Annotated in this window: 14 protein-coding genes and 2 CRISPR repeat arrays; of the genes, 10 read left to right on the forward strand and 4 right to left on the reverse strand. The window is 60.2% G+C overall.

Features of this window, described 5'->3' with window-relative positions; all coding sequences use genetic code 11:
• The first annotated feature begins 2 nt into the window (after positions 1 to 2).
• The 10 genes from cas5c (at position 3) to DBW_RS06535 (ending at position 13281) form a co-directional block, all read left to right on the forward strand.
• Positions 3 to 707, forward strand: a complete 705-nt coding sequence (gene cas5c, locus DBW_RS06495) for a type I-C CRISPR-associated protein Cas5c (RefSeq protein WP_066725934.1) — start codon at positions 3 to 5, stop codon at positions 705 to 707.
• Positions 704 to 2701, forward strand: coding sequence for a type I-C CRISPR-associated protein Cas8c/Csd1 (gene cas8c / locus DBW_RS06500; protein ID WP_066725937.1), 1998 nt, complete (start codon positions 704 to 706; stop codon positions 2699 to 2701). Before cas5c ends, cas8c begins: the two co-directional genes overlap by 4 nt.
• Before the next feature lie 3 nt (positions 2702 to 2704).
• Entirely contained in the window at positions 2705 to 3547 is an 843-nt protein-coding gene (gene cas7c, locus DBW_RS06505; protein ID WP_066725940.1) for a type I-C CRISPR-associated protein Cas7/Csd2, read from the forward strand.
• Between the two features lie 182 nt (positions 3548 to 3729).
• Positions 3730 to 4596, forward strand: coding sequence for a HEAT repeat domain-containing protein (locus DBW_RS06510; protein WP_157471809.1), 867 nt, complete (start codon positions 3730 to 3732; stop codon positions 4594 to 4596).
• A 56-nt stretch (positions 4597 to 4652) separates the two neighbouring features.
• Positions 4653 to 5327: a CRISPR-associated protein Cas4 gene (cas4, locus tag DBW_RS06515; protein WP_066725945.1), complete on the forward strand. Its 675-nt coding sequence runs from the start codon at positions 4653 to 4655 to the stop codon at positions 5325 to 5327.
• Entirely contained in the window at positions 5272 to 6303 is a 1032-nt protein-coding gene (gene cas1c / locus DBW_RS06520) for a type I-C CRISPR-associated endonuclease Cas1c (RefSeq protein ID WP_066725947.1), read from the forward strand. The genes cas4 and cas1c overlap by 56 nt, the downstream gene beginning before the upstream one ends.
• A gap of 4 nt (positions 6304 to 6307) precedes the next feature.
• Positions 6308 to 6598, forward strand: coding sequence for a CRISPR-associated endonuclease Cas2 (gene cas2, locus DBW_RS06525; RefSeq protein ID WP_066725949.1), 291 nt, complete (start codon positions 6308 to 6310; stop codon positions 6596 to 6598).
• A gap of 173 nt (positions 6599 to 6771) precedes the next feature.
• Positions 6772 to 9393: a CRISPR direct-repeat array (repeat unit 32 nt; unit sequence GTCGCCCCCCATGCGGGGGCGTGGATTGAAAC).
• 184 nt (positions 9394 to 9577) lie between these two features.
• Positions 9578 to 11598: a CRISPR direct-repeat array (repeat unit 32 nt; unit sequence GTCGCCCCCCATGCGGGGGCGTGGATTGAAAC).
• A gap of 91 nt (positions 11599 to 11689) precedes the next feature.
• On the forward strand, positions 11690 to 12145 hold the full coding sequence (gene tnpA / locus DBW_RS18085) for an IS200/IS605 family transposase (RefSeq protein ID WP_082820217.1): 456 nt from the start codon (positions 11690 to 11692) through the stop codon (positions 12143 to 12145).
• Positions 12146 to 12259: 114 nt separating this feature from the next.
• A complete protein-coding gene (locus DBW_RS06530) occupies positions 12260 to 12466 on the forward strand; it encodes a 2-hydroxymuconate tautomerase family protein (protein ID WP_066725952.1) in 207 nt (68 codons plus the stop codon).
• 125 nt (positions 12467 to 12591) lie between these two features.
• Positions 12592 to 13281, forward strand: coding sequence for a phosphoribosyltransferase (locus tag DBW_RS06535; RefSeq protein WP_066725956.1), 690 nt, complete (start codon positions 12592 to 12594; stop codon positions 13279 to 13281).
• 85 nt (positions 13282 to 13366) lie between these two features.
• Here DBW_RS06535 and DBW_RS06540 read toward each other — a convergent pair whose 3' ends face one another.
• Genes DBW_RS06540 through DBW_RS06555 form a run of 4 tightly spaced genes read right to left on the reverse strand, consistent with a single transcriptional unit; the run spans position 13367 to position 16985 of the window.
• A complete protein-coding gene (locus DBW_RS06540; protein ID WP_066725959.1) occupies positions 13367 to 14785 on the reverse strand; it encodes a nicotinate phosphoribosyltransferase in 1419 nt (472 codons plus the stop codon).
• A gap of 44 nt (positions 14786 to 14829) precedes the next feature.
• Complete coding sequence (locus DBW_RS06545; protein ID WP_066725962.1) at positions 14830 to 15663, reverse strand: SIR2 family NAD-dependent protein deacylase; 834 nt, start codon at positions 15661 to 15663, stop codon at positions 14830 to 14832.
• 42 nt (positions 15664 to 15705) lie between these two features.
• Positions 15706 to 16188, reverse strand: coding sequence for a Cys-tRNA(Pro) deacylase (gene ybaK / locus DBW_RS06550; RefSeq protein WP_066725965.1), 483 nt, complete (start codon positions 16186 to 16188; stop codon positions 15706 to 15708).
• A complete protein-coding gene (locus DBW_RS06555) occupies positions 16188 to 16985 on the reverse strand; it encodes a rhomboid family intramembrane serine protease (protein ID WP_066725968.1) in 798 nt (265 codons plus the stop codon). The genes ybaK and DBW_RS06555 overlap by 1 nt, the downstream gene beginning before the upstream one ends.
• Between the last annotated feature and the right edge of the window lie 80 nt (positions 16986 to 17065).

Raw genomic sequence — 17065 nt, forward strand, 5'->3', positions numbered from 1 at the left:
TCATGAAGAACAGCATCAGTTTCAAAGTGTGGGGGCGGTATGCGCTTTTTACCGACCCGGTGACCAAGGTCGGGGGAGAGAAGTGCTCCTATCATGTGCCGACCTACGAAGCGATCAAGGGGGTGCTTAAATCAATCTACTGGAAACCGACGCTGATATGGCATGTCGACAAGGTGAGGGTGATGAAGCCGATTCGGACTCAAACCAAGGGGACGAAGCCGCTGGTCTGGAGTGGGGGGAACAGCCTGGCGATTTACACCTTTCTGCACGATGTCGAGTATCAGGTGGCGGCGCATTTCGAGTGGAACGAGCACCAGCCAGCTTTGGAGAAAGATCGTATCGAGGGCAAACATTTCAACATTGCCAAGCGCGTGCTGGAGAAAGGTGGGCGGCAGGACATCTTTCTCGGCACACGTGATTGTCAGGGATATGTTGAACCTTGCGAGTTTGGTGCGGGGGAAGGGGCTTACGACAAAATCGATGAACTCGGCTTCGGGTTGATGTTCCATGGCTTCGATTACCCCGATGAGACTGGGGAAAACGAACTACGCAGCCGTTTCTGGCGGGCGACGATGCGCAAGGGGGTTCTCGATTTTCCGCGCCCGGGAAAATGTGATGCCAACCGGTTCATCCGTAAGATGCTTCCGAAGCAATTTGGGCTGGGTGAAAATGTTCTGGACGTGGAGCAGGAGGAGGCGTTGCTATGAGCTGGCTTGCGAAGCTATACGAGACCTATGAAGCCGGGGTTGCTCTTGATCTTCCCGAAGATCAAAGGCTGATGCCGGTCAGCCACACTCTCCAGAATGCGCACATTAAAATCGTCATTGACGGTGCCGGAAATTTTCTAAGAGCAGAGGTGCTGGAAAAGACCCAGGTAGTTCTACCGGCTACAGAAAAATCAGCTGGTCGTAGCAGTGGTGAAGCACCGCACCCTCTGGCAGATAAGCTGCAATATGTGGCCAAGGATTACCCTGATTATGGGGGGCGAAAGAAGACATATTTTGTTTCTTATGCAGAGCAGCTTAAACAGTGGTGTGAGTCTCCCTACGCCCATGCGAAAGCCGTTGCAGTTTACCGCTATATTCAAAAAGGACGAGTGGTAGCCGACCTGATCCGATCGCATGTATTGCATATAGGAAATGAGGGAAATCTCATGGCTTATTGGCCAAGTTCGAATGATCCCGCTCCGCCGATATTCAAAGTTCTACCGACTTTGCCCAAAGAAAAGCGTGTAGAAAAGGATAGACCAGAAGTTGAGCAGGGCGATGCTTTGGTCTGTTGGCAAGTTGAGCAGCCAGGTGAATTGCGGGCTGAAGCCTGGCTTGACACCTCGTTGTACGAAAGCTGGATTCAATTCGAAAGTTCAGGAGAGGGCAAGTCGGGGCTCTGCTTCGTCACGGGAGAAGAACATGTATTGGCGACCAATCACCCGGCAAAGCTGCGTCATACAGGAGACAAAGCCAAGCTGCTCTCCGCTAACGATTCGTCCGGCTTCACGTTCAGGGGGAGATTTACCGAAGTCGATGGCAGTCAGGCTGCCGGTGTGAGCTATGAGGTAACCCAAAAGGCCCACAATGCTTTGCGCTGGTTGTTTAACAGGCAGGGGTTCCGCAACGGTGATCAGGGCTATGTTACATGGGCTGTTTCTGGAAAACCAATTCCCGATCCGTTGAAGAGTACGCTTGATCTGCTGGATGAACCACTGGTAATTGAAGAGGCCGTTGAAGATGAGCCGTCAGAAAGAATCGACCATGCTGTCGATCTTGGCGCATCCTTCGCTTTGAAATTCAATAATTACCTCAGAGGCTATCGTGCCAAATTGGATCCGAATGAGCAGATCATTGTCATGGGAATCGATTCGGCGACTCCTGGGCGGATGAGTGTCATCTACTACCGCGAACTTCTTGCCAGTGAGTTTTTAGAGCGTCTGAAAAGCTGGCACCTGCAATTTGCCTGGCCGCAGCGACATTCCATTGAAGTCGAGACCGGCGGAAAAGGAAAAACGAAGAAAAAAACTACTTGGCCGGTCAGTTCACCTTTTCCGAGGGCCATTGCCGAGGCCGCTTATGGCGATGCCTTGAAAAGCAACGATACCCTGAAAAAAAACCTGATCGAACGGATCATGCCCGCCATCGTCGACGGCCAACCCTTTCCGCGAGATATCATGGAATCGGCAAGGCGCAGAGCGAGTAACCGGAATAATTGTGAACCTTGGGAATGGGAGCGGAATCTAGGTGTTGCCTGTGCTCTTTATCGTGGGTTCTATCAACGACAACCCGTAAAGCAAAGGAGGGAGTATCCCATGGCACTCGAAGAGGACAGAACAACGAGAGACTATCTTTATGGGCGTCTGCTGGCGATTGCCGAGCGGATAGAAAGCGTGGCCTTGTCCTTGGCCGGTGAAAGTCGGCCGACGACGGCAGCGAGATTGATGCAACGCTTCGCTGATCGACCGTTCTCTACCTGGCGAAATATCGAACTAGCGCTGCTACCTTACATGCAGAGGCTCCAGAGCAATCGCGCCGGCTTTCTCACCAACATAAAAAAAGAACTCGATGCCGTCACCGCTTTGTTTAAAACCGGTGAGTTTGAACAGGATAAAGCATTATCCGGGGAATTTTTGCTCGGCTACCATTGCCAGAGAATGTGCTATCGCCAACAGAATAATGACGAAACCATTGCCATCGATAAGGGAGAGTAGGCCATGAGCCTCGAAAACAAGATCGACTTTGCCATCATCTTCAGTGTGAAAAACGCCAACCCCAACGGCGATCCGCTCAACGGCAACCGCCCCCGTACCGATTACGACGGTTTTGGCGAAGTGTCTGACGTTTGTCTGAAGCGTAAGATTCGTGACCGCATGCAGGATACCGGCCAGTCGGTATTTGTCCAGTCGGACGAGAAGAAGACTGACGGCATGCCGAGCCTGAAAGCGCGGGCCGAGGATGCAACGCACGGCCTTGGCAAAGATGCTTTCAACAGCAAGAAAACCCCACCGGAAAAGGCCGGGAAACTGGCCTGCGAAAAATGGCTCGATGTTCGGAGTTTTGGGCAACTATTCGCGTTTAAGGGCGAGGAAAAAGATGGCGTCTCGATCCCCATTCGTGGACCGGTTTCCATTCAGCCTGCTTTCAGTGTCGAGCCGGTCAGCATCACCAGCACTCAAATCACCAAGAGCGTCAGTGGCGAAGGCGACGGCAGTAAAAGAAGTTCCGATACCATGGGGATGAAACACCGCGTCGATAAAGCCGTCTATGTGACCTATGGCAGCATGAACCCCCAGCTGGCCGCGCGGACCGGCTTCAGCAACGCAGATGCTGAAATCATCAAGGGCGTGCTTCCAAGGCTGTTCGAGGGAGATTGCTCTTCCGCGCGCCCCGAGGGCAGCATGGCGGTCGAAAAGGTCATCTGGTGGCAGCACAACTGCAAGGCCGGCCAGTATTCTTCTGCGAAAGTACATAAGGCCTTGAAGAGGGTAAATCCGGATGGCTCGTACGTTCTTGAAAATCTTGACGGGCTGAAGCCAGAAGAAATCCCCGGCTTCTGATTCATACTCGACAACTCTCCGGCGCAGTCGTTCAAGGATTACGACGTGACGGTCGGCCAGGCGCCGGCCGGGGTGGAAATTATTGAGAAGTTGTAGTCGGGCATCCGGGGAGGGGATTACTCGTCCCCTCCCTCTGAAGTCAGTCGTGACAATTCGTCACGACCTGCGGAAGGCAGAGGGGGATGGACCAAAAACTGGAGAAACAATGTCGTGAACGGGCGGTCGAGCTAGGGAATTCCGGCGATCCGTCTGTCTTGCCCGAGCTGCTTGAGCTGACCCGATCGCCGGCGGCGAACGTGCGACGACTGGCGGCCTCGGCTATCGGTAAGCTGGCGGGGTTGGTGGATGCGAGCTCGGCTGTCTCCGCTCTCGTGCCGATGCTGCGGGACGCAAAACCGCAGGTGCGGCAGTACGCGGCACGAGCATTAAGCGCATTCGGATCATCTGCAAAAATCGCCTTGTCAGATTTGCGTGACATGGCCATCAGCCCCGTCGAAATGGAATATAACAACACCGGGGCAAAACGGGCTATCGGGGTGATCGAGGAAGCGTGTCGAATCGCAGAGAGGCAAGCGGTGCACTGTTGCCAGCGCTGCGGCGTCAGGCTGGAACACGATGAATACGTGCGCAGTCACAAGGCGTTCCAACGGCCATTCTGCAACTACTGTTTCGATGAGGTGTTCATCGAGCGGCGCAATTTTGAAACCAAGGTCGAGCTGCAGAAGAACATCCGCGCCAACGACGGCACCTGGGTGCAGTCGGAAGGCGAGCGGCTGATCTGCGAGGCGCTGGATAAGGAGCAGATCAGCTACCGCTACGACGAACGCTTCCGCATTCTCGACGGCTACGCCATTCGACCCGACTTCTATTTGCCGGAGTTCGATGTTTACATCGAATACTGGGGGATGGAGACCGCCGACTACAAGATCGGCATGCTCAAGAAACAGCAACTCTACCAGCAGCAGGGGAAACGGCTGATCTCGCTCTACCCGGCCGACAAGTCGCAGATGCGGGCGACGGTGTTGGGCAAACTGCAGAAATACCGCTGACTGGCTCTGCCTGCGCGTCGCGACGTCAGCCATGGTCGCGACAAATGGGGGGTGTTATGTACGACGAAGCCGATTACATCATGCTTTCGGCCCTGCAGCACTACCTCTACTGCCCGCGGCAGTGCGCCCTGATCCACCTGGAACAGGTCTGGGTCGAAAATCGCTATACCGCTGAGGGGCGGGTGCTGCATGAGCGTTCCGATAGCCGGGAGGTCGGTCGTCAAAGGGGGATCCGTGCGATTCGGACGCTCCCCCTTGCCTCTGCCCGGCTGGGGCTCTCCGGCCAGGCCGACGTCGTCGAGTTCCACGATGATGGCAGCGTCTTCCCGGTCGAATACAAGCGCGGCCGGCCGAAGAAGAACCGTTGCGACGAAGTGCAGCTTTGCGCCCAGGCGCTCTGCCTGGAGGAGATGTTGGCACTGTCGATTCCCTCCGGGGCGCTTTATTACGGCGAAAAGCGCCGCCGGCAGCCCGTCATTTTTAATGCTGAGCTGCGAAAGCTGACCGAATCGACCATCGCCCGGGTGCATGCCCTCCTGCAAGGCGGGACGACTCCTCCGGCCGACTATTGCAGGAAGTGCGATCAGTGTTCGTTGTTCTCCGCCTGTCTGCCGAAAAGCTGCACAACCGGCCGTTCGGTCCGCAAATACCTGGCGGCCATGTTAAGGGGGACCGATGAGAAAGATGCTGAACACCCTCTATGTAACAACGCAGGGAGCGTACCTCAATAAAGAAGGGGAGACGGTCGTCGTCAATGTTGAGCGAGAAACCCGGTTGCGGCTGCCGATCCATACTCTCTCCTCCATCGTTTGTTTCGGTCAGGTGAGTTGTAGCCCTTTCCTGCTCGGACATTGCGCCGAACATGATGTGTCGATCAGCTTCATGACCGGATACGGCAAGTTTATGGCTCGGGTCACCGGACCGGCGGCGGGGAATGTCCTGCTACGTCGCGAACAATACCGGAGGGCGGACGACCTAGCCGCTTCGGCACGGTTGGCACGGCTCTTCGTTCTTGGCAAAGTTGCCAATTGCCGAACGGTAATGAGCCGGGCGTTACGGGATCATGGACCCAAAATTGATGCCGAGGGGATCGAGAGAACAGTTGGGAAATTCGGGACCCTTGCCCAGAGGCTTTTGCGCGAAGAGGGTCTTGATGATATCCGTGGTTTGGAAGGGCGAGCGGCAAACGACTATTTTGGTCTTTTCGATCATCTGATCGTTGCCCAGAAAGAGGACTTTGTTTTCGCTGGCCGCAATCGGCGTCCCCCTCTCGATCGGGTGAATTGCCTCCTCTCATTCCTCTATTCACTCCTCTATCATGATGTTCGCTCAGCGCTTGAAAGTGTCGGGCTCGATCCGGCCGTTGGTTTTCTGCACCGGGACCGTCCTGGCAGGATGAGTCTCGCTCTCGACCTCATGGAGGAATTCCGCCCGGTTTTGGCGGATCGTCTGGCCCTCTCCCTGGTCAATCTCGGCCAGGTGAAAAAGAATGGCTTTCGCATCAGCGAATCGGGCGCCGTCATCATGGATGATGAAAGCCGCAAGACGTTGTTGGTTGAATACCAGAAGCGCAAGCAGGTCGAAATCGAACACCCTTTTCTCAAGGAAAAGATACCGATCGGCATGTTGCCTTTTGCCCAGGCACAACTCCTCAGCCGTCATTTACGTGGTGATCTCGACGAATACCCGCCGTTTATCTGGAGATAAGCAGATGATGGTACTGGTAAGTTATGACGTGGCCACAAGTGACAAGGGGGGTGCCAGAAGGCTGCGCCGGGTCGCCAAAATCTGCACCAACCACGGCCAGCGGGTGCAGTTCTCGGTTTTCGAGTGCATTGTTGATCCCGCGCAATGGGTGGTCTTCCGGGACGCACTGATCAACGCCATCGACGAAGACCGGGATAGCCTGCGTTTCTATTTTCTGGGGTCTAACTGGAAGGGGAGGATAGAGCATGTTGGTGCCAAGGCAGGGTTCGACCAGGAAGGCCCCCTGATTGTTTAGCGAACCCCAAGATGTTGGGCAGACTCCGTGAGCTTCGCGGACGAGGATCTAGTTGTATTTGTTTATCTTTTTGAAGGGCCAATAATTGTTTTATAAACTTTTCGGGTTTGTTTCAGCAGGTTCGCGCAACTCGAAGAAAATGGTATTTGTTAACAAGTGGTTACAGCTCAACAGTCGCCCCCCATGCGGGGGCGTGGATTGAAACTTCCAGCCCATGGCCTTGGTGCCGCCGTAGATGGTCGCCCCCCATGCGGGGGCGTGGATTGAAACGCCACAACCGCGCCCGAGGAACACACAGCATCGACCGTCGCCCCCCATGCGGGGGCGTGGATTGAAACGCCAACGACAAGCTGATTCCCGACGACGCCAGGGTCGCCCCCCATGCGGGGGCGTGGATTGAAACTTTGGCGCGCAACTGCGCCTGTACGGTACAGGCTGGTCGCCCCCCATGCGGGGGCGTGGATTGAAACGCAAAGCAGGACCGCGCCCGTACCATCCCATACGACCTAGTCGCCCCCCATGCGGGGGCGTGGATTGAAACGCAAAACCGGGGCAAACGATCCTTGACACACATTTGTCGCCCCCCATGCGGGGGCGTGGATTGAAACGGGAAAAACCCGAAGGGCGGGCATCTGCTTTATGGTCGCCCCCCATGCGGGGGCGTGGATTGAAACGGCCAATATCCGAAGATATGTCGAATGAAGTTACGGTCGCCCCCCATGCGGGGGCGTGGATTGAAACGCCGAACGCATGGCGCGGGCAGTTGTCAAGCGCGGGTCGCCCCCCATGCGGGGGCGTGGATTGAAACTTTACTGATTTTGCGTTTAAGTGCCATTTCAAGGGTCGCCCCCCATGCGGGGGCGTGGATTGAAACATTTCGATATAAAGCCCGCTGTACGGCCCGCGCTTGTCGCCCCCCATGCGGGGGCGTGGATTGAAACAGGATTCGGCGCAATTGCACAACATCCCGTTCATGTCGCCCCCCATGCGGGGGCGTGGATTGAAACTTCGGCAAACCATCCAACGCTAAACGGATGCGACGAGTCGCCCCCCATGCGGGGGCGTGGATTGAAACACCTTCGAAGACGCCCAACGGGTCAACATTACCGTCGCCCCCCATGCGGGGGCGTGGATTGAAACAATCATGGTTCGTACTCCTTCCGGGTCAATGTGGGTCGCCCCCCATGCGGGGGCGTGGATTGAAACTTTGGCCGAAAGCTTCGAATGCGTAGCGGCGGCATTGTCGCCCCCCATGCGGGGGCGTGGATTGAAACGCCGTTGCCGTGCTCGGCCCCGCGCGTCGCCCCGTCGCCCCCCATGCGGGGGCGTGGATTGAAACCCTTTTTGCGTTTAGCGGCGCAACGGGGCGCAAGTCGCCCCCCATGCGGGGGCGTGGATTGAAACTCCCTATGACGACAACAAAACACACAAAAAAAGAGTCGCCCCCCATGCGGGGGCGTGGATTGAAACCAGAGCCCCTTGAAGAATCCGGTGATCGGCTGCGTCGCCCCCCATGCGGGGGCGTGGATTGAAACGCTACGGCTTCGACGGCTCGGTCCTGCTGGCGCGTCGCCCCCCATGCGGGGGCGTGGATTGAAACTTCTTGAGGACCACCGTCCCCTGCGCCAGCGCCCGTCGCCCCCCATGCGGGGGCGTGGATTGAAACAACCTCTTCCAGGTCGAACTCGAAGCGCGGCAGCCGTCGCCCCCCATGCGGGGGCGTGGATTGAAACACACCACCCAGGTGCTGACCGGCATCAAGGATGTCGTCGCCCCCCATGCGGGGGCGTGGATTGAAACATGGTGGCCGGAGCCGCCAAGGCCGACCTGCTCGGGTCGCCCCCCATGCGGGGGCGTGGATTGAAACCCACAAATAGCCATAGACACGTGTGTATTCACAAGTCGCCCCCCATGCGGGGGCGTGGATTGAAACGTCTTTGTCAAACAACCCACCGACAAAGCCGGCCGTCGCCCCCCATGCGGGGGCGTGGATTGAAACAATTCGGCCAGCTCGGCCCGCATCTTGTAATAGGTCGCCCCCCATGCGGGGGCGTGGATTGAAACAAGGAGAGCCACCGGCTTACCCGTCTGGTGTACCTTGTCGCCCCCCATGCGGGGGCGTGGATTGAAACTTTTGCTTAAAACAAGCTCTGCTGGCGCGGATCGACGTCGCCCCCCATGCGGGGGCGTGGATTGAAACGGCAAAGCTGATACGGCGGCGGGCGATAATCTGCGTCGCCCCCCATGCGGGGGCGTGGATTGAAACTTTTGACGCCAAGGGGCGTATCACCGAGCTGCATGTCGCCCCCCATGCGGGGGCGTGGATTGAAACACCAACTGGACGGCCGCCCGGCATTTATGGTGCGTCGCCCCCCATGCGGGGGCGTGGATTGAAACGATCTGCGCCAGCACGCTTTCGGCCAGCTCCAACGTCGCCCCCCATGCGGGGGCGTGGATTGAAACATCAAGACAGCCGCAAAATCTGGACCGCCCTGTTTGTCGCCCCCCATGCGGGGGCGTGGATTGAAACGCCCTCGCCCTGGTCATCCATGCGGGGGTATTTTGTCGCCCCCCATGCGGGGGCGTGGATTGAAACGCAACAAACGTCCCGAGCTGACCGCAGCCTGGACGTCGCCCCCCATGCGGGGGCGTGGATTGAAACGCAACAAACGTCCCGAGCTGACCGCAGCCTGGACGTCGCCCCCCATGCGGGGGCGTGGATTGAAACGGCAAAGCAGGTCGGCAAGCTGCGCATATGGATGGTCGCCCCCCATGCGGGGGCGTGGATTGAAACAAACTGAGGTCAAAGGCCATCCTGATTAGGTCCGATTCTCAGCTTGATGCGGATCGCCCCTACAAGAGCCCAAGCCGTAGCGATGAATTGAACAATGGGGCCCCTACATATTGGATGCCCAAGGTGCTCTCGCCCCTCAGCTGAGAATTAGGGCTAATCAGGAAGGCCATTGAGCGCAGCATCTCGTCGCCCCCCATGCGGGGGCGTGGATTGAAACGTCGGGTTGCACCCCGGCCGCGCGGCCCATCTCATGTCGCCCCCCATGCGGGGGCGTGGATTGAAACAGCGCTTGGCCAACGGCGCGACCAACGTTAACCGCGTCGCCCCCCATGCGGGGGCGTGGATTGAAACATGTCTTGCTCCTTGGTTGGGGGTGAAAACTTTGGTCGCCCCCCATGCGGGGGCGTGGATTGAAACAGGTCGTCCATAATCAGGTTAAAGGCGTGCTCGCGTCGCCCCCCATGCGGGGGCGTGGATTGAAACACCCCGTCCACCCGTGCCGCGCCGGTCGCCACATGTCGCCCCCCATGCGGGGGCGTGGATTGAAACAATCGGTTTTGCCTGACCGTGGCCGGGTGTGGTCCGTCGCCCCCCATGCGGGGGCGTGGATTGAAACAAGGTCAAAGACGATGAGCCGCTGGGGATGATCCCGTCGCCCCCCATGCGGGGGCGTGGATTGAAACTTGATTTCTCCCTGCTGCATTTCCCCTTCTTTTAGTCGCCCCCCATGCGGGGGCGTGGATTGAAACGGCCACACAGCTGTTGACCGCGCAGACGCGGGCGTGTCGCCCCCCATGCGGGGGCGTGGATTGAAACATTTCACCCCCCGGTCTGCCTCTTTGGCGATAAAGGTCGCCCCCCATGCGGGGGCGTGGATTGAAACATCTCCACCACCCACACGTTGGGGTTGTTGTCGGCGTCGCCCCCCATGCGGGGGCGTGGATTGAAACTTTTCCCCGCTGTGCTGCCACGGCGTCCTTGACGTCGCCCCCCATGCGGGGGCGTGGATTGAAACTTCGTGAAGTTGTACGGGGCTGGGCTGGTATCAAGTCGCCCCCCATGCGGGGGCGTGGATTGAAACATTTTTCCCTCCTGGGTTTGGGTTGGTTTCTCCGTCGCCCCCCATGCGGGGGCGTGGATTGAAACGATAGCGGCCCTGGTACCGAACAACGAGATTGACGTCGCCCCCCATGCGGGGGCGTGGATTGAAACAGGTCCATGATAGAGGGGTGCACCTACTTCAGGAGGGTCGCCCCCCATGCGGGGGCGTGGATTGAAACTACCTTGGCGGGCTTCACACGGCTGGCTCAGACGTCGCCCCCCATGCGGGGGCGTGGATTGAAACCTTTTTCAGCCCGTCATCGTCAGGTGTAAAGTATGTCGCCCCCCATGCGGGGGCGTGGATTGAAACTTACTTATTTGGCGGTGACGAGAAAGGTTTCGGCCGTCGCCCCCCATGCGGGGGCGTGGATTGAAACATGAAGCGTGACTCTCGCCGCCGAGCGATGGAAGTCGCCCCCCATGCGGGGGCGTGGATTGAAACATGTCGGCCTGCAAACGCTGGCGGGTGCGCTGCTTGTCGCCCCCCATGCGGGGGCGTGGATTGAAACAGGAAGCACTTCATGTTTGACAAGGACTTGGGCAGGTCGCCCCCCATGCGGGGGCGTGGATTGAAACGCTGCTGCATGGACCAGACCGGCATGGGGGAAAAGTCGCCCCCCATGCGGGGGCGTGGATTGAAACATCCAGAAAACCACCCCGCGTCGCCCCCGGTCGAGTCGCCCCCCATGCGGGGGCGTGGATTGAAACTTTTATCTCGTCGTGGATCAATCGAATTAGCTCGGTCGCCCCCCATGCGGGGGCGTGGATTGAAACAAGTTTTCGGGCTCTTCAGCGTCAAACACCAGCTGTCGCCCCCCATGCGGGGGCGTGGATTGAAACAAAGGTGGTGCCGAAGGTTTTTCCCGTCTGACGCGTCGCCCCCCATGCGGGGGCGTGGATTGAAACGGGTTGTGCGCGGCACTGATCGCCAGAAAACATGAGTCGCCCCCCATGCGGGGGCGTGGATTGAAACCTATCGCCGACCTGATCGAAAAATACGGCGTGCCGTCGCCCCCCATGCGGGGGCGTGGATTGAAACACCAGTGGAATTCTGCTCGCCGGTTCCGACGGCCGTCGCCCCCCATGCGGGGGCGTGGATTGAAACAGGGTGTCAGTCGTCTCGACTGCAATTAATCTCAGGGGGGTCCAATTCCCCGAAGCTTGCTTCGCTATCGCCAATATGAAATATTGGCGACATGAGCGAATATGTACACAAAAGTCATAATGTTTCTGTGCTGTTATACCATCTTGTTTGCCCAGCAAAATACCGCCGGGTTGTTTTCACCCCAGAGGTTGATGGCTGTCTCAAAGAGGTCTGCCTTGAGATCGCCAAAAGATACGAGATTCAGTTCGTAGAAATTGGGACCGACAAAGACCATGTTCACTTTTTGGTGCAGTCGGTTCCAATGTACAGCCCAACGCAGATTGCACGAGTCATCAAAAGCATTACGGCCAGAGAAATATTCAAACGAGTCCCATCGGTTAAAAAGCAACTATGGGGTGGCGAATTTTGGACAAAGGGCTATTTTGTGAACACTGTAGGCCAAAAGGGTAATGAGAAAACCATTGCGACCTATGTTAGAAATCAAGGCCGAGAAAAAGAGTATCAGCAATTGCACCGCGAGCAGTTAACGCTTTTTGATACCCCGTAGCTTGCTGCGGGGTAGTTCATTTATTCAAGGACGTCCCTAAGGGGGGGCTGCACCGGGGGCGCAGACCCCGGGCCGCACGTGGCAAACCCCCTGAAGCCGGAAAGGAGTTGAATCATGCCCTTTGTCAACATCAAGATTACCCGTGAAGGTGAACCCGTCACCGCCGAACAGAAGGCTGCCCTGATCCGAGGGGTGACCGACCTTTTGGTCGACGTTATCCAGCGCGGGCCGGCAACCACGGTGGTGGTAATCGATGAAGTCGATATGGACAATTACGGGGTCGGTGGCGAATCGATCACGGTGCGCAGAAGGAAGAAATAGGTGAAAGGAATTCCGGAGACGGGAAGGTGCCGGGCCACTCTCGCCGGGGAGGGAGTTAATTGCGGGCCTTGTCTTGGCGCCTGCCGTCTCGGAGCCCTGAACTATCCCCGCCAGGGAAAAGCGCGATGAAGCTCCCGGGCAACCTCCGCGACCTTCCTGAGTTGCGCCAGCGGACCGGCGTCTTCACCGACCGCCGCCAGGCCGGAGAACGTCTCGGTGAGCTTCTGGCGGCCCAGGGGCTGGTGGAGCCGCTGCTGCTGGCGATTCCCGCCGGCGGCGTGCCGGTGGCGGCAGCGATTGCGGGAAGGCAGGGTTGGCCGCTGCGGGCGGCGGTGGTGAGCAAGGTGCTGCTGCCGTGGGACAGCGAGGCGGGTTACGGGGCGGTGGCCTGGGATGGAGAGGTGCTGCTCAACCAGGAGTTGCTCCCCCGGCTTGGACTCGCCGAAGCCGAGATCGCGGCGGGGGTTGCCGCGACCCGGGAGAAGGTGGCGCGGCGGCTGCGGGAGCTGGGTGGGGCGCGGGAGTGGCCCGAACTGGCCGGGCGGGCGGCGGTACTGGTCGACGACGGCCTCGCCTCGGGCTTTACCCTCCTCGCCGCTGTGGCCGCCCTGCGTCGGGCCGGGGCCGGCCAGCTGGTGGTGGCGGTTCCGACCGCTCACTTCGATGCGGTGCAGCGGGTGGCGCAGGAGGTCGACCTGCTCTGCTGCGCCAACCTGCGCGGCGGCTTTTTTTTTGCCGTCGCCGCGGCCTACCGGGCCTGGTCCGACGTGAGCGAAGCGGAGGCGCAGCGGCTCCTGCTGGGGGCGATCCCCTGAGCGGAACCCCGCCTCGGCCGATAAGGCATGGGTATGGGCGGGGAGGCGGCTCCTGCTGGGGGCGATCCCCTGAGCGGAACCCTGTTCAGCTTTCGTAGCGTTCCATCAGTTCCTCGCGCAGGGTCTTGAGGCCGATACTCATCGACACCTTGTAGCGGTGGGGGTTGACCAGGCGCAACGACCCTTCCGGCAGCCGCTGCAGCTCTCCGGCGCAGCGCTTTGCCAGCACCTCCAGTGGCGGCAACTCGGTGCAGCAGCGCCCCTTCTCCATCACCGTCTTCCGCAGCGGCAGGATCCGGACGTCCATCGGGATCGCCTTGTAGCGGGCCGGGTTGGTCGGGTCAAAAACCCGGTCGCCGGCCGCGACATTTTCCCCTTTCAGGGTCATCACATCCATGACGAAACGATCGTTGCCGTTGACCACCCGCCACAGCTCTTTGTGATCGGGGAGGGTCGCCTTGGCGATATCCGAGGTCACCTTGAGCCGCGGCTGGTCGGCGAGGCGCACCAGCTTGTAAACCCCGCCGAGGGCGCCACCCCCTTCCCCATGGCAGGTGGCGAGGCGGGTGCCGACTCCGTAGATATCGATCTTCCCCCCTTCGCTGCGAATCGAATGAATTACCCCCTCGTCGAGCTCGTTGGAGGCGACGATCTTCACCTGCGGAAAGCCGGCTTCATCGAAGATCCGCCGCGCCTCCCGGCTGAGGTAGGCGAGATCCCCCGAGTCGAGGCGCACACCGAGCAGCTCGTGGCCGCGCTGGCGCAGCTCCCGGGCGACGCTGATGGCGTTGGGGATGCCGCTGCCCAGGGTGTCGTAGGTATCGACCAGCAGCACCGAAGCGTCCGGGAAACATTCGGCGTAGGCGCGAAAGGCGGTGAGCTCGTCGGGGAAGGCCATCACCCAGCTGTGGGCGTGGGTCCCCTTGACCGGCAGCCCGAAGCGCTGGCCGGCGAGGACGTTGCTGGTGCTGCGCACGCCGCCGATGCAGGCGGCCCGCGCCACGCTCAGGCCGCCGTCGGGGCCCTGGGCCCGCCGCAGGCCGAACTCGATCACTTCGCCGTCGCCGGCCGCCAGGGCCAGGCGCGCTGCCTTGGTGGCGACCAGGGTCTGGAAGTTGACCAGGTTGAGCAGGGCGGTCTCGACGAACTGGGCCTCGGCCAGGGTCCCTTCCACCGTCAGCAGCGGCTCGTTGGGGAAGACCACGGTCCCCTCCGGCGGTGCGATCACCCGGCCGCGGAAGCGGAAATCCTTCAGAAAAGCGAGAAATCCCGGTTTGAAGAGGTTGAGGCTCTCGAGGTAGGCGAGCTCCTCCGCTTCGAAGCGCAATGCCTCAAGGTAGTGCAGCGCCGGCTCCAGGCCGGCGAAGACGGCGTAGCCCCCCGCAAAGGGAAGGTCACGAAAGAAGAGGTCAAAGGTGGCCGGTGTTTCGTGCATCCCCTCGTCGAGGTAGCCGGCGAGCATGGTCAGCTCGTAGAGATCGGTCAGGAGGGCAGGGACGGTCATGAAGCCTCCGCAGGAAGTTGTATCAGGGTTGAACGAAGTCGCGCTCAGCCGTGGTCGAGGTGCTGTTCGATCCCTTCCAGCCCCTCCAGGGCGCCGCAGGGGAGGGCGAGGTGATTGCCGCGGATCGACGGTTCGCGCGGGTTGATCCGCACTACTGTCGCCCCGCGCTGGGCGCCAAGATTTTCGCTGAGGTGGCGGATGGTCGGAATCGCCGTGCCGGCGCCGAGCTCGACGACCAGCAGCGGGTCGTTCCGGTGCTGGTCGCAGAAGAGGTCGAAACGCATGCGCTGGCCGTGACTGCGGGAGGGGAGCCAGGAGTAGTCGCCGAACATGAGGATGTTCGGGCGTGCGGTGCCGCCACAGTGGGGGCAGCGGGGGACGTGCCGGGCGCGCATGGTGGCAAAGTCGACGGCAATCTCCTCCTCGTTGTCCCAGATCGCCTGGCTGCAGGGGGTCAGGCACTGCAGGTGGTGGATCGAGCCATGGACTTCGAGGAGCTGGTCGGCGCGAAAGCCGGCCTTCTGGAACTGGCCGTCGACGTTGGAGGTGACGACAAAGGTGTCGAGGTGGAAACGCGCCCCCCAGTCCTTAAGCAAATGGAAGCCGCGGTGGGGGACGGTCTGGCGGTAGAGGTTGGTGCGATGACCGTAAAAGCCCCAGCCGAAAGCCGGGTCACGCTCGAAATGGGCGGGATTGGCGGCGCCGACGAAGTCGATGCCGAGCTGGCGGTACATCGGGTAGGCGTTCCAGAAGCCGTGGTCGCCACGGAAATCGGGGAGTCCCGAATCGACCCCCATGCCGGCGCCGGCGGTGATGACCAGGGCGCGCGCCTGGCGCAGGGCGGCGGCAGCCTGACGGCAGATTTCGTCGAATTCCATGGTCATCTCCGGCTATGGTCTCATTGGACCTATGGGTCCTTTTTAGATTCCGACGCGTACCGGCGTTGGGTTGAGCACCCGCTCCAGGTCGGCCGGGGTCATTTCGACCAGGAACCCGCGTTTGCCGCCATTGACAAAGAGGGTGGAGAGCTCGCGGATCGTCTCCTCCATGTAGACCGGCATCGGCTTGCGGGTGGCGAAGGGGGAGGTCCCCCCGACCTGGTAGCCGCTGTGACGATCGGCGACCTGCGGGGCGCAGGGGACGACGCTGCGGGCGCCGATGCTTCGGGCCAGCTCCCTGGCCGAGACCTGCCGGTCGCCGTGCATCAGGATGATCAGCGGTTGGCCGCTATCGTCTTCCATCACCAGGGTCTTGATCACCCGGTGCTCGTCGACGCCGAGTTCCCGGGCCGAAACCGCGGTCCCGCCCCGCTCCTCGTAGGGATAAAGATGGGGCGTGAAGGGAACCTGGTGCTGACGCAGCAGGCGAATCGCGGGGGTGACCGGAATCTTGTCACGGGCCATCAGGCACCTCCGGTGGCGCGGAACCAGGAAGCGACCAGCAGGGCGAGGCTGCCGACGGTGGCCGCCAGGCAGACAAGAGCAAGGGCGTTGAAGAGGGGCGCCAGGGTGCGGCGGCCGCGCACCCCGATCGGCAGCACCAGTCCGAGCAGGGCGCCGCCGAGGGCGCCGCCGAGATGGCCGGCGTTGTCGGCGCCGACCACCAGGCCGAAGACGAAGGCAAAAACGGCCCAGCGCAGCATGATGTTGCGGATGTGGTGCCCCGGGCTCCCCATGCGGTGATACCAGGTGACGGCGAAACCGATCAGGCCGAAGAGGGAGCCGGAGGCGCCGACCACCGGCACCATCGGGTGCCAGAGGTAGCCGAGGCCGGTGGCGGTCAACGCGGTCAGGGTGTAGAGGACGATAAAGCGCGGCGCGCCGAGTTCCGATTCGAGCAGCGGCCCGATCTGGTAGAGGACGACCATGTTGAAGCCGATATGGATCAGGCCGCCATGGGTATAGGCATAGGTCAGGCAGCGCCACCATTCCCCCTGGTAGAGGACCAGCGGCCAGTACTGGGCTCCCCCATGAACCAGCAGGTAGGGGTCCGGGTTGAGCAGCGGGGCAAAACCCTGGCCCGCCGCCATCCCCTGGACGACCATGGCGAGGAAAAAGAGGATATTGGTGGCGATGAGCAGATGCGTGACGCTCAGGCTGCTGGAGCCGGTGCGGCCGTGGAGCAGGTCGTCGAACTGGCGTTGCCAGCGCAGCCAGCGCCAGCGCCACTGGGTGGAATTAAAGAGTGAAAAGGTGGCCAAAGTGGTCCTCCCGAGGTTTGGGTGACCTGAACTATCGCAGAAAATCATGGTTACGGCAACCCTGCAGCGGTTGTGACGAA

Source organism: Desulfuromonas sp. DDH964, assembly GCF_001611275.1.
GTDB lineage: Bacteria > Desulfobacterota > Desulfuromonadia > Desulfuromonadales > DDH964 > DDH964.

Coding starts and splice junctions, on each gene's coding strand:
- cas7c (WP_066725940.1), top strand. CDS start 2,705: ATGAGCCTCGAAAACAAGATCGACTTTGCCATCATCTTCAGTGTGAAA.
- cas8c (WP_066725937.1), top strand. CDS start 704: ATGAGCTGGCTTGCGAAGCTATACGAGACCTATGAAGCCGGGGTTGCT.
- cas5c (WP_066725934.1), top strand. CDS start 3: ATGAAGAACAGCATCAGTTTCAAAGTGTGGGGGCGGTATGCGCTTTTT.
- ybaK (WP_066725965.1), bottom strand. CDS start 16,188: ATGGCCCGTGACAAGATTCCGGTCACCCCCGCGATTCGCCTGCTGCGT.
- DBW_RS06540 (WP_066725959.1), bottom strand. CDS start 14,785: ATGACCGTCCCTGCCCTCCTGACCGATCTCTACGAGCTGACCATGCTC.
- DBW_RS06510 (WP_157471809.1), top strand. CDS start 3,730: ATGGACCAAAAACTGGAGAAACAATGTCGTGAACGGGCGGTCGAGCTA.
- DBW_RS06545 (WP_066725962.1), bottom strand. CDS start 15,663: ATGGAATTCGACGAAATCTGCCGTCAGGCTGCCGCCGCCCTGCGCCAG.
- tnpA (WP_082820217.1), top strand. CDS start 11,690: ATGAGCGAATATGTACACAAAAGTCATAATGTTTCTGTGCTGTTATAC.
- cas2 (WP_066725949.1), top strand. CDS start 6,308: ATGATGGTACTGGTAAGTTATGACGTGGCCACAAGTGACAAGGGGGGT.
- DBW_RS06535 (WP_066725956.1), top strand. CDS start 12,592: ATGAAGCTCCCGGGCAACCTCCGCGACCTTCCTGAGTTGCGCCAGCGG.
- cas4 (WP_066725945.1), top strand. CDS start 4,653: ATGTACGACGAAGCCGATTACATCATGCTTTCGGCCCTGCAGCACTAC.
- cas1c (WP_066725947.1), top strand. CDS start 5,272: ATGAGAAAGATGCTGAACACCCTCTATGTAACAACGCAGGGAGCGTAC.
- DBW_RS06530 (WP_066725952.1), top strand. CDS start 12,260: ATGCCCTTTGTCAACATCAAGATTACCCGTGAAGGTGAACCCGTCACC.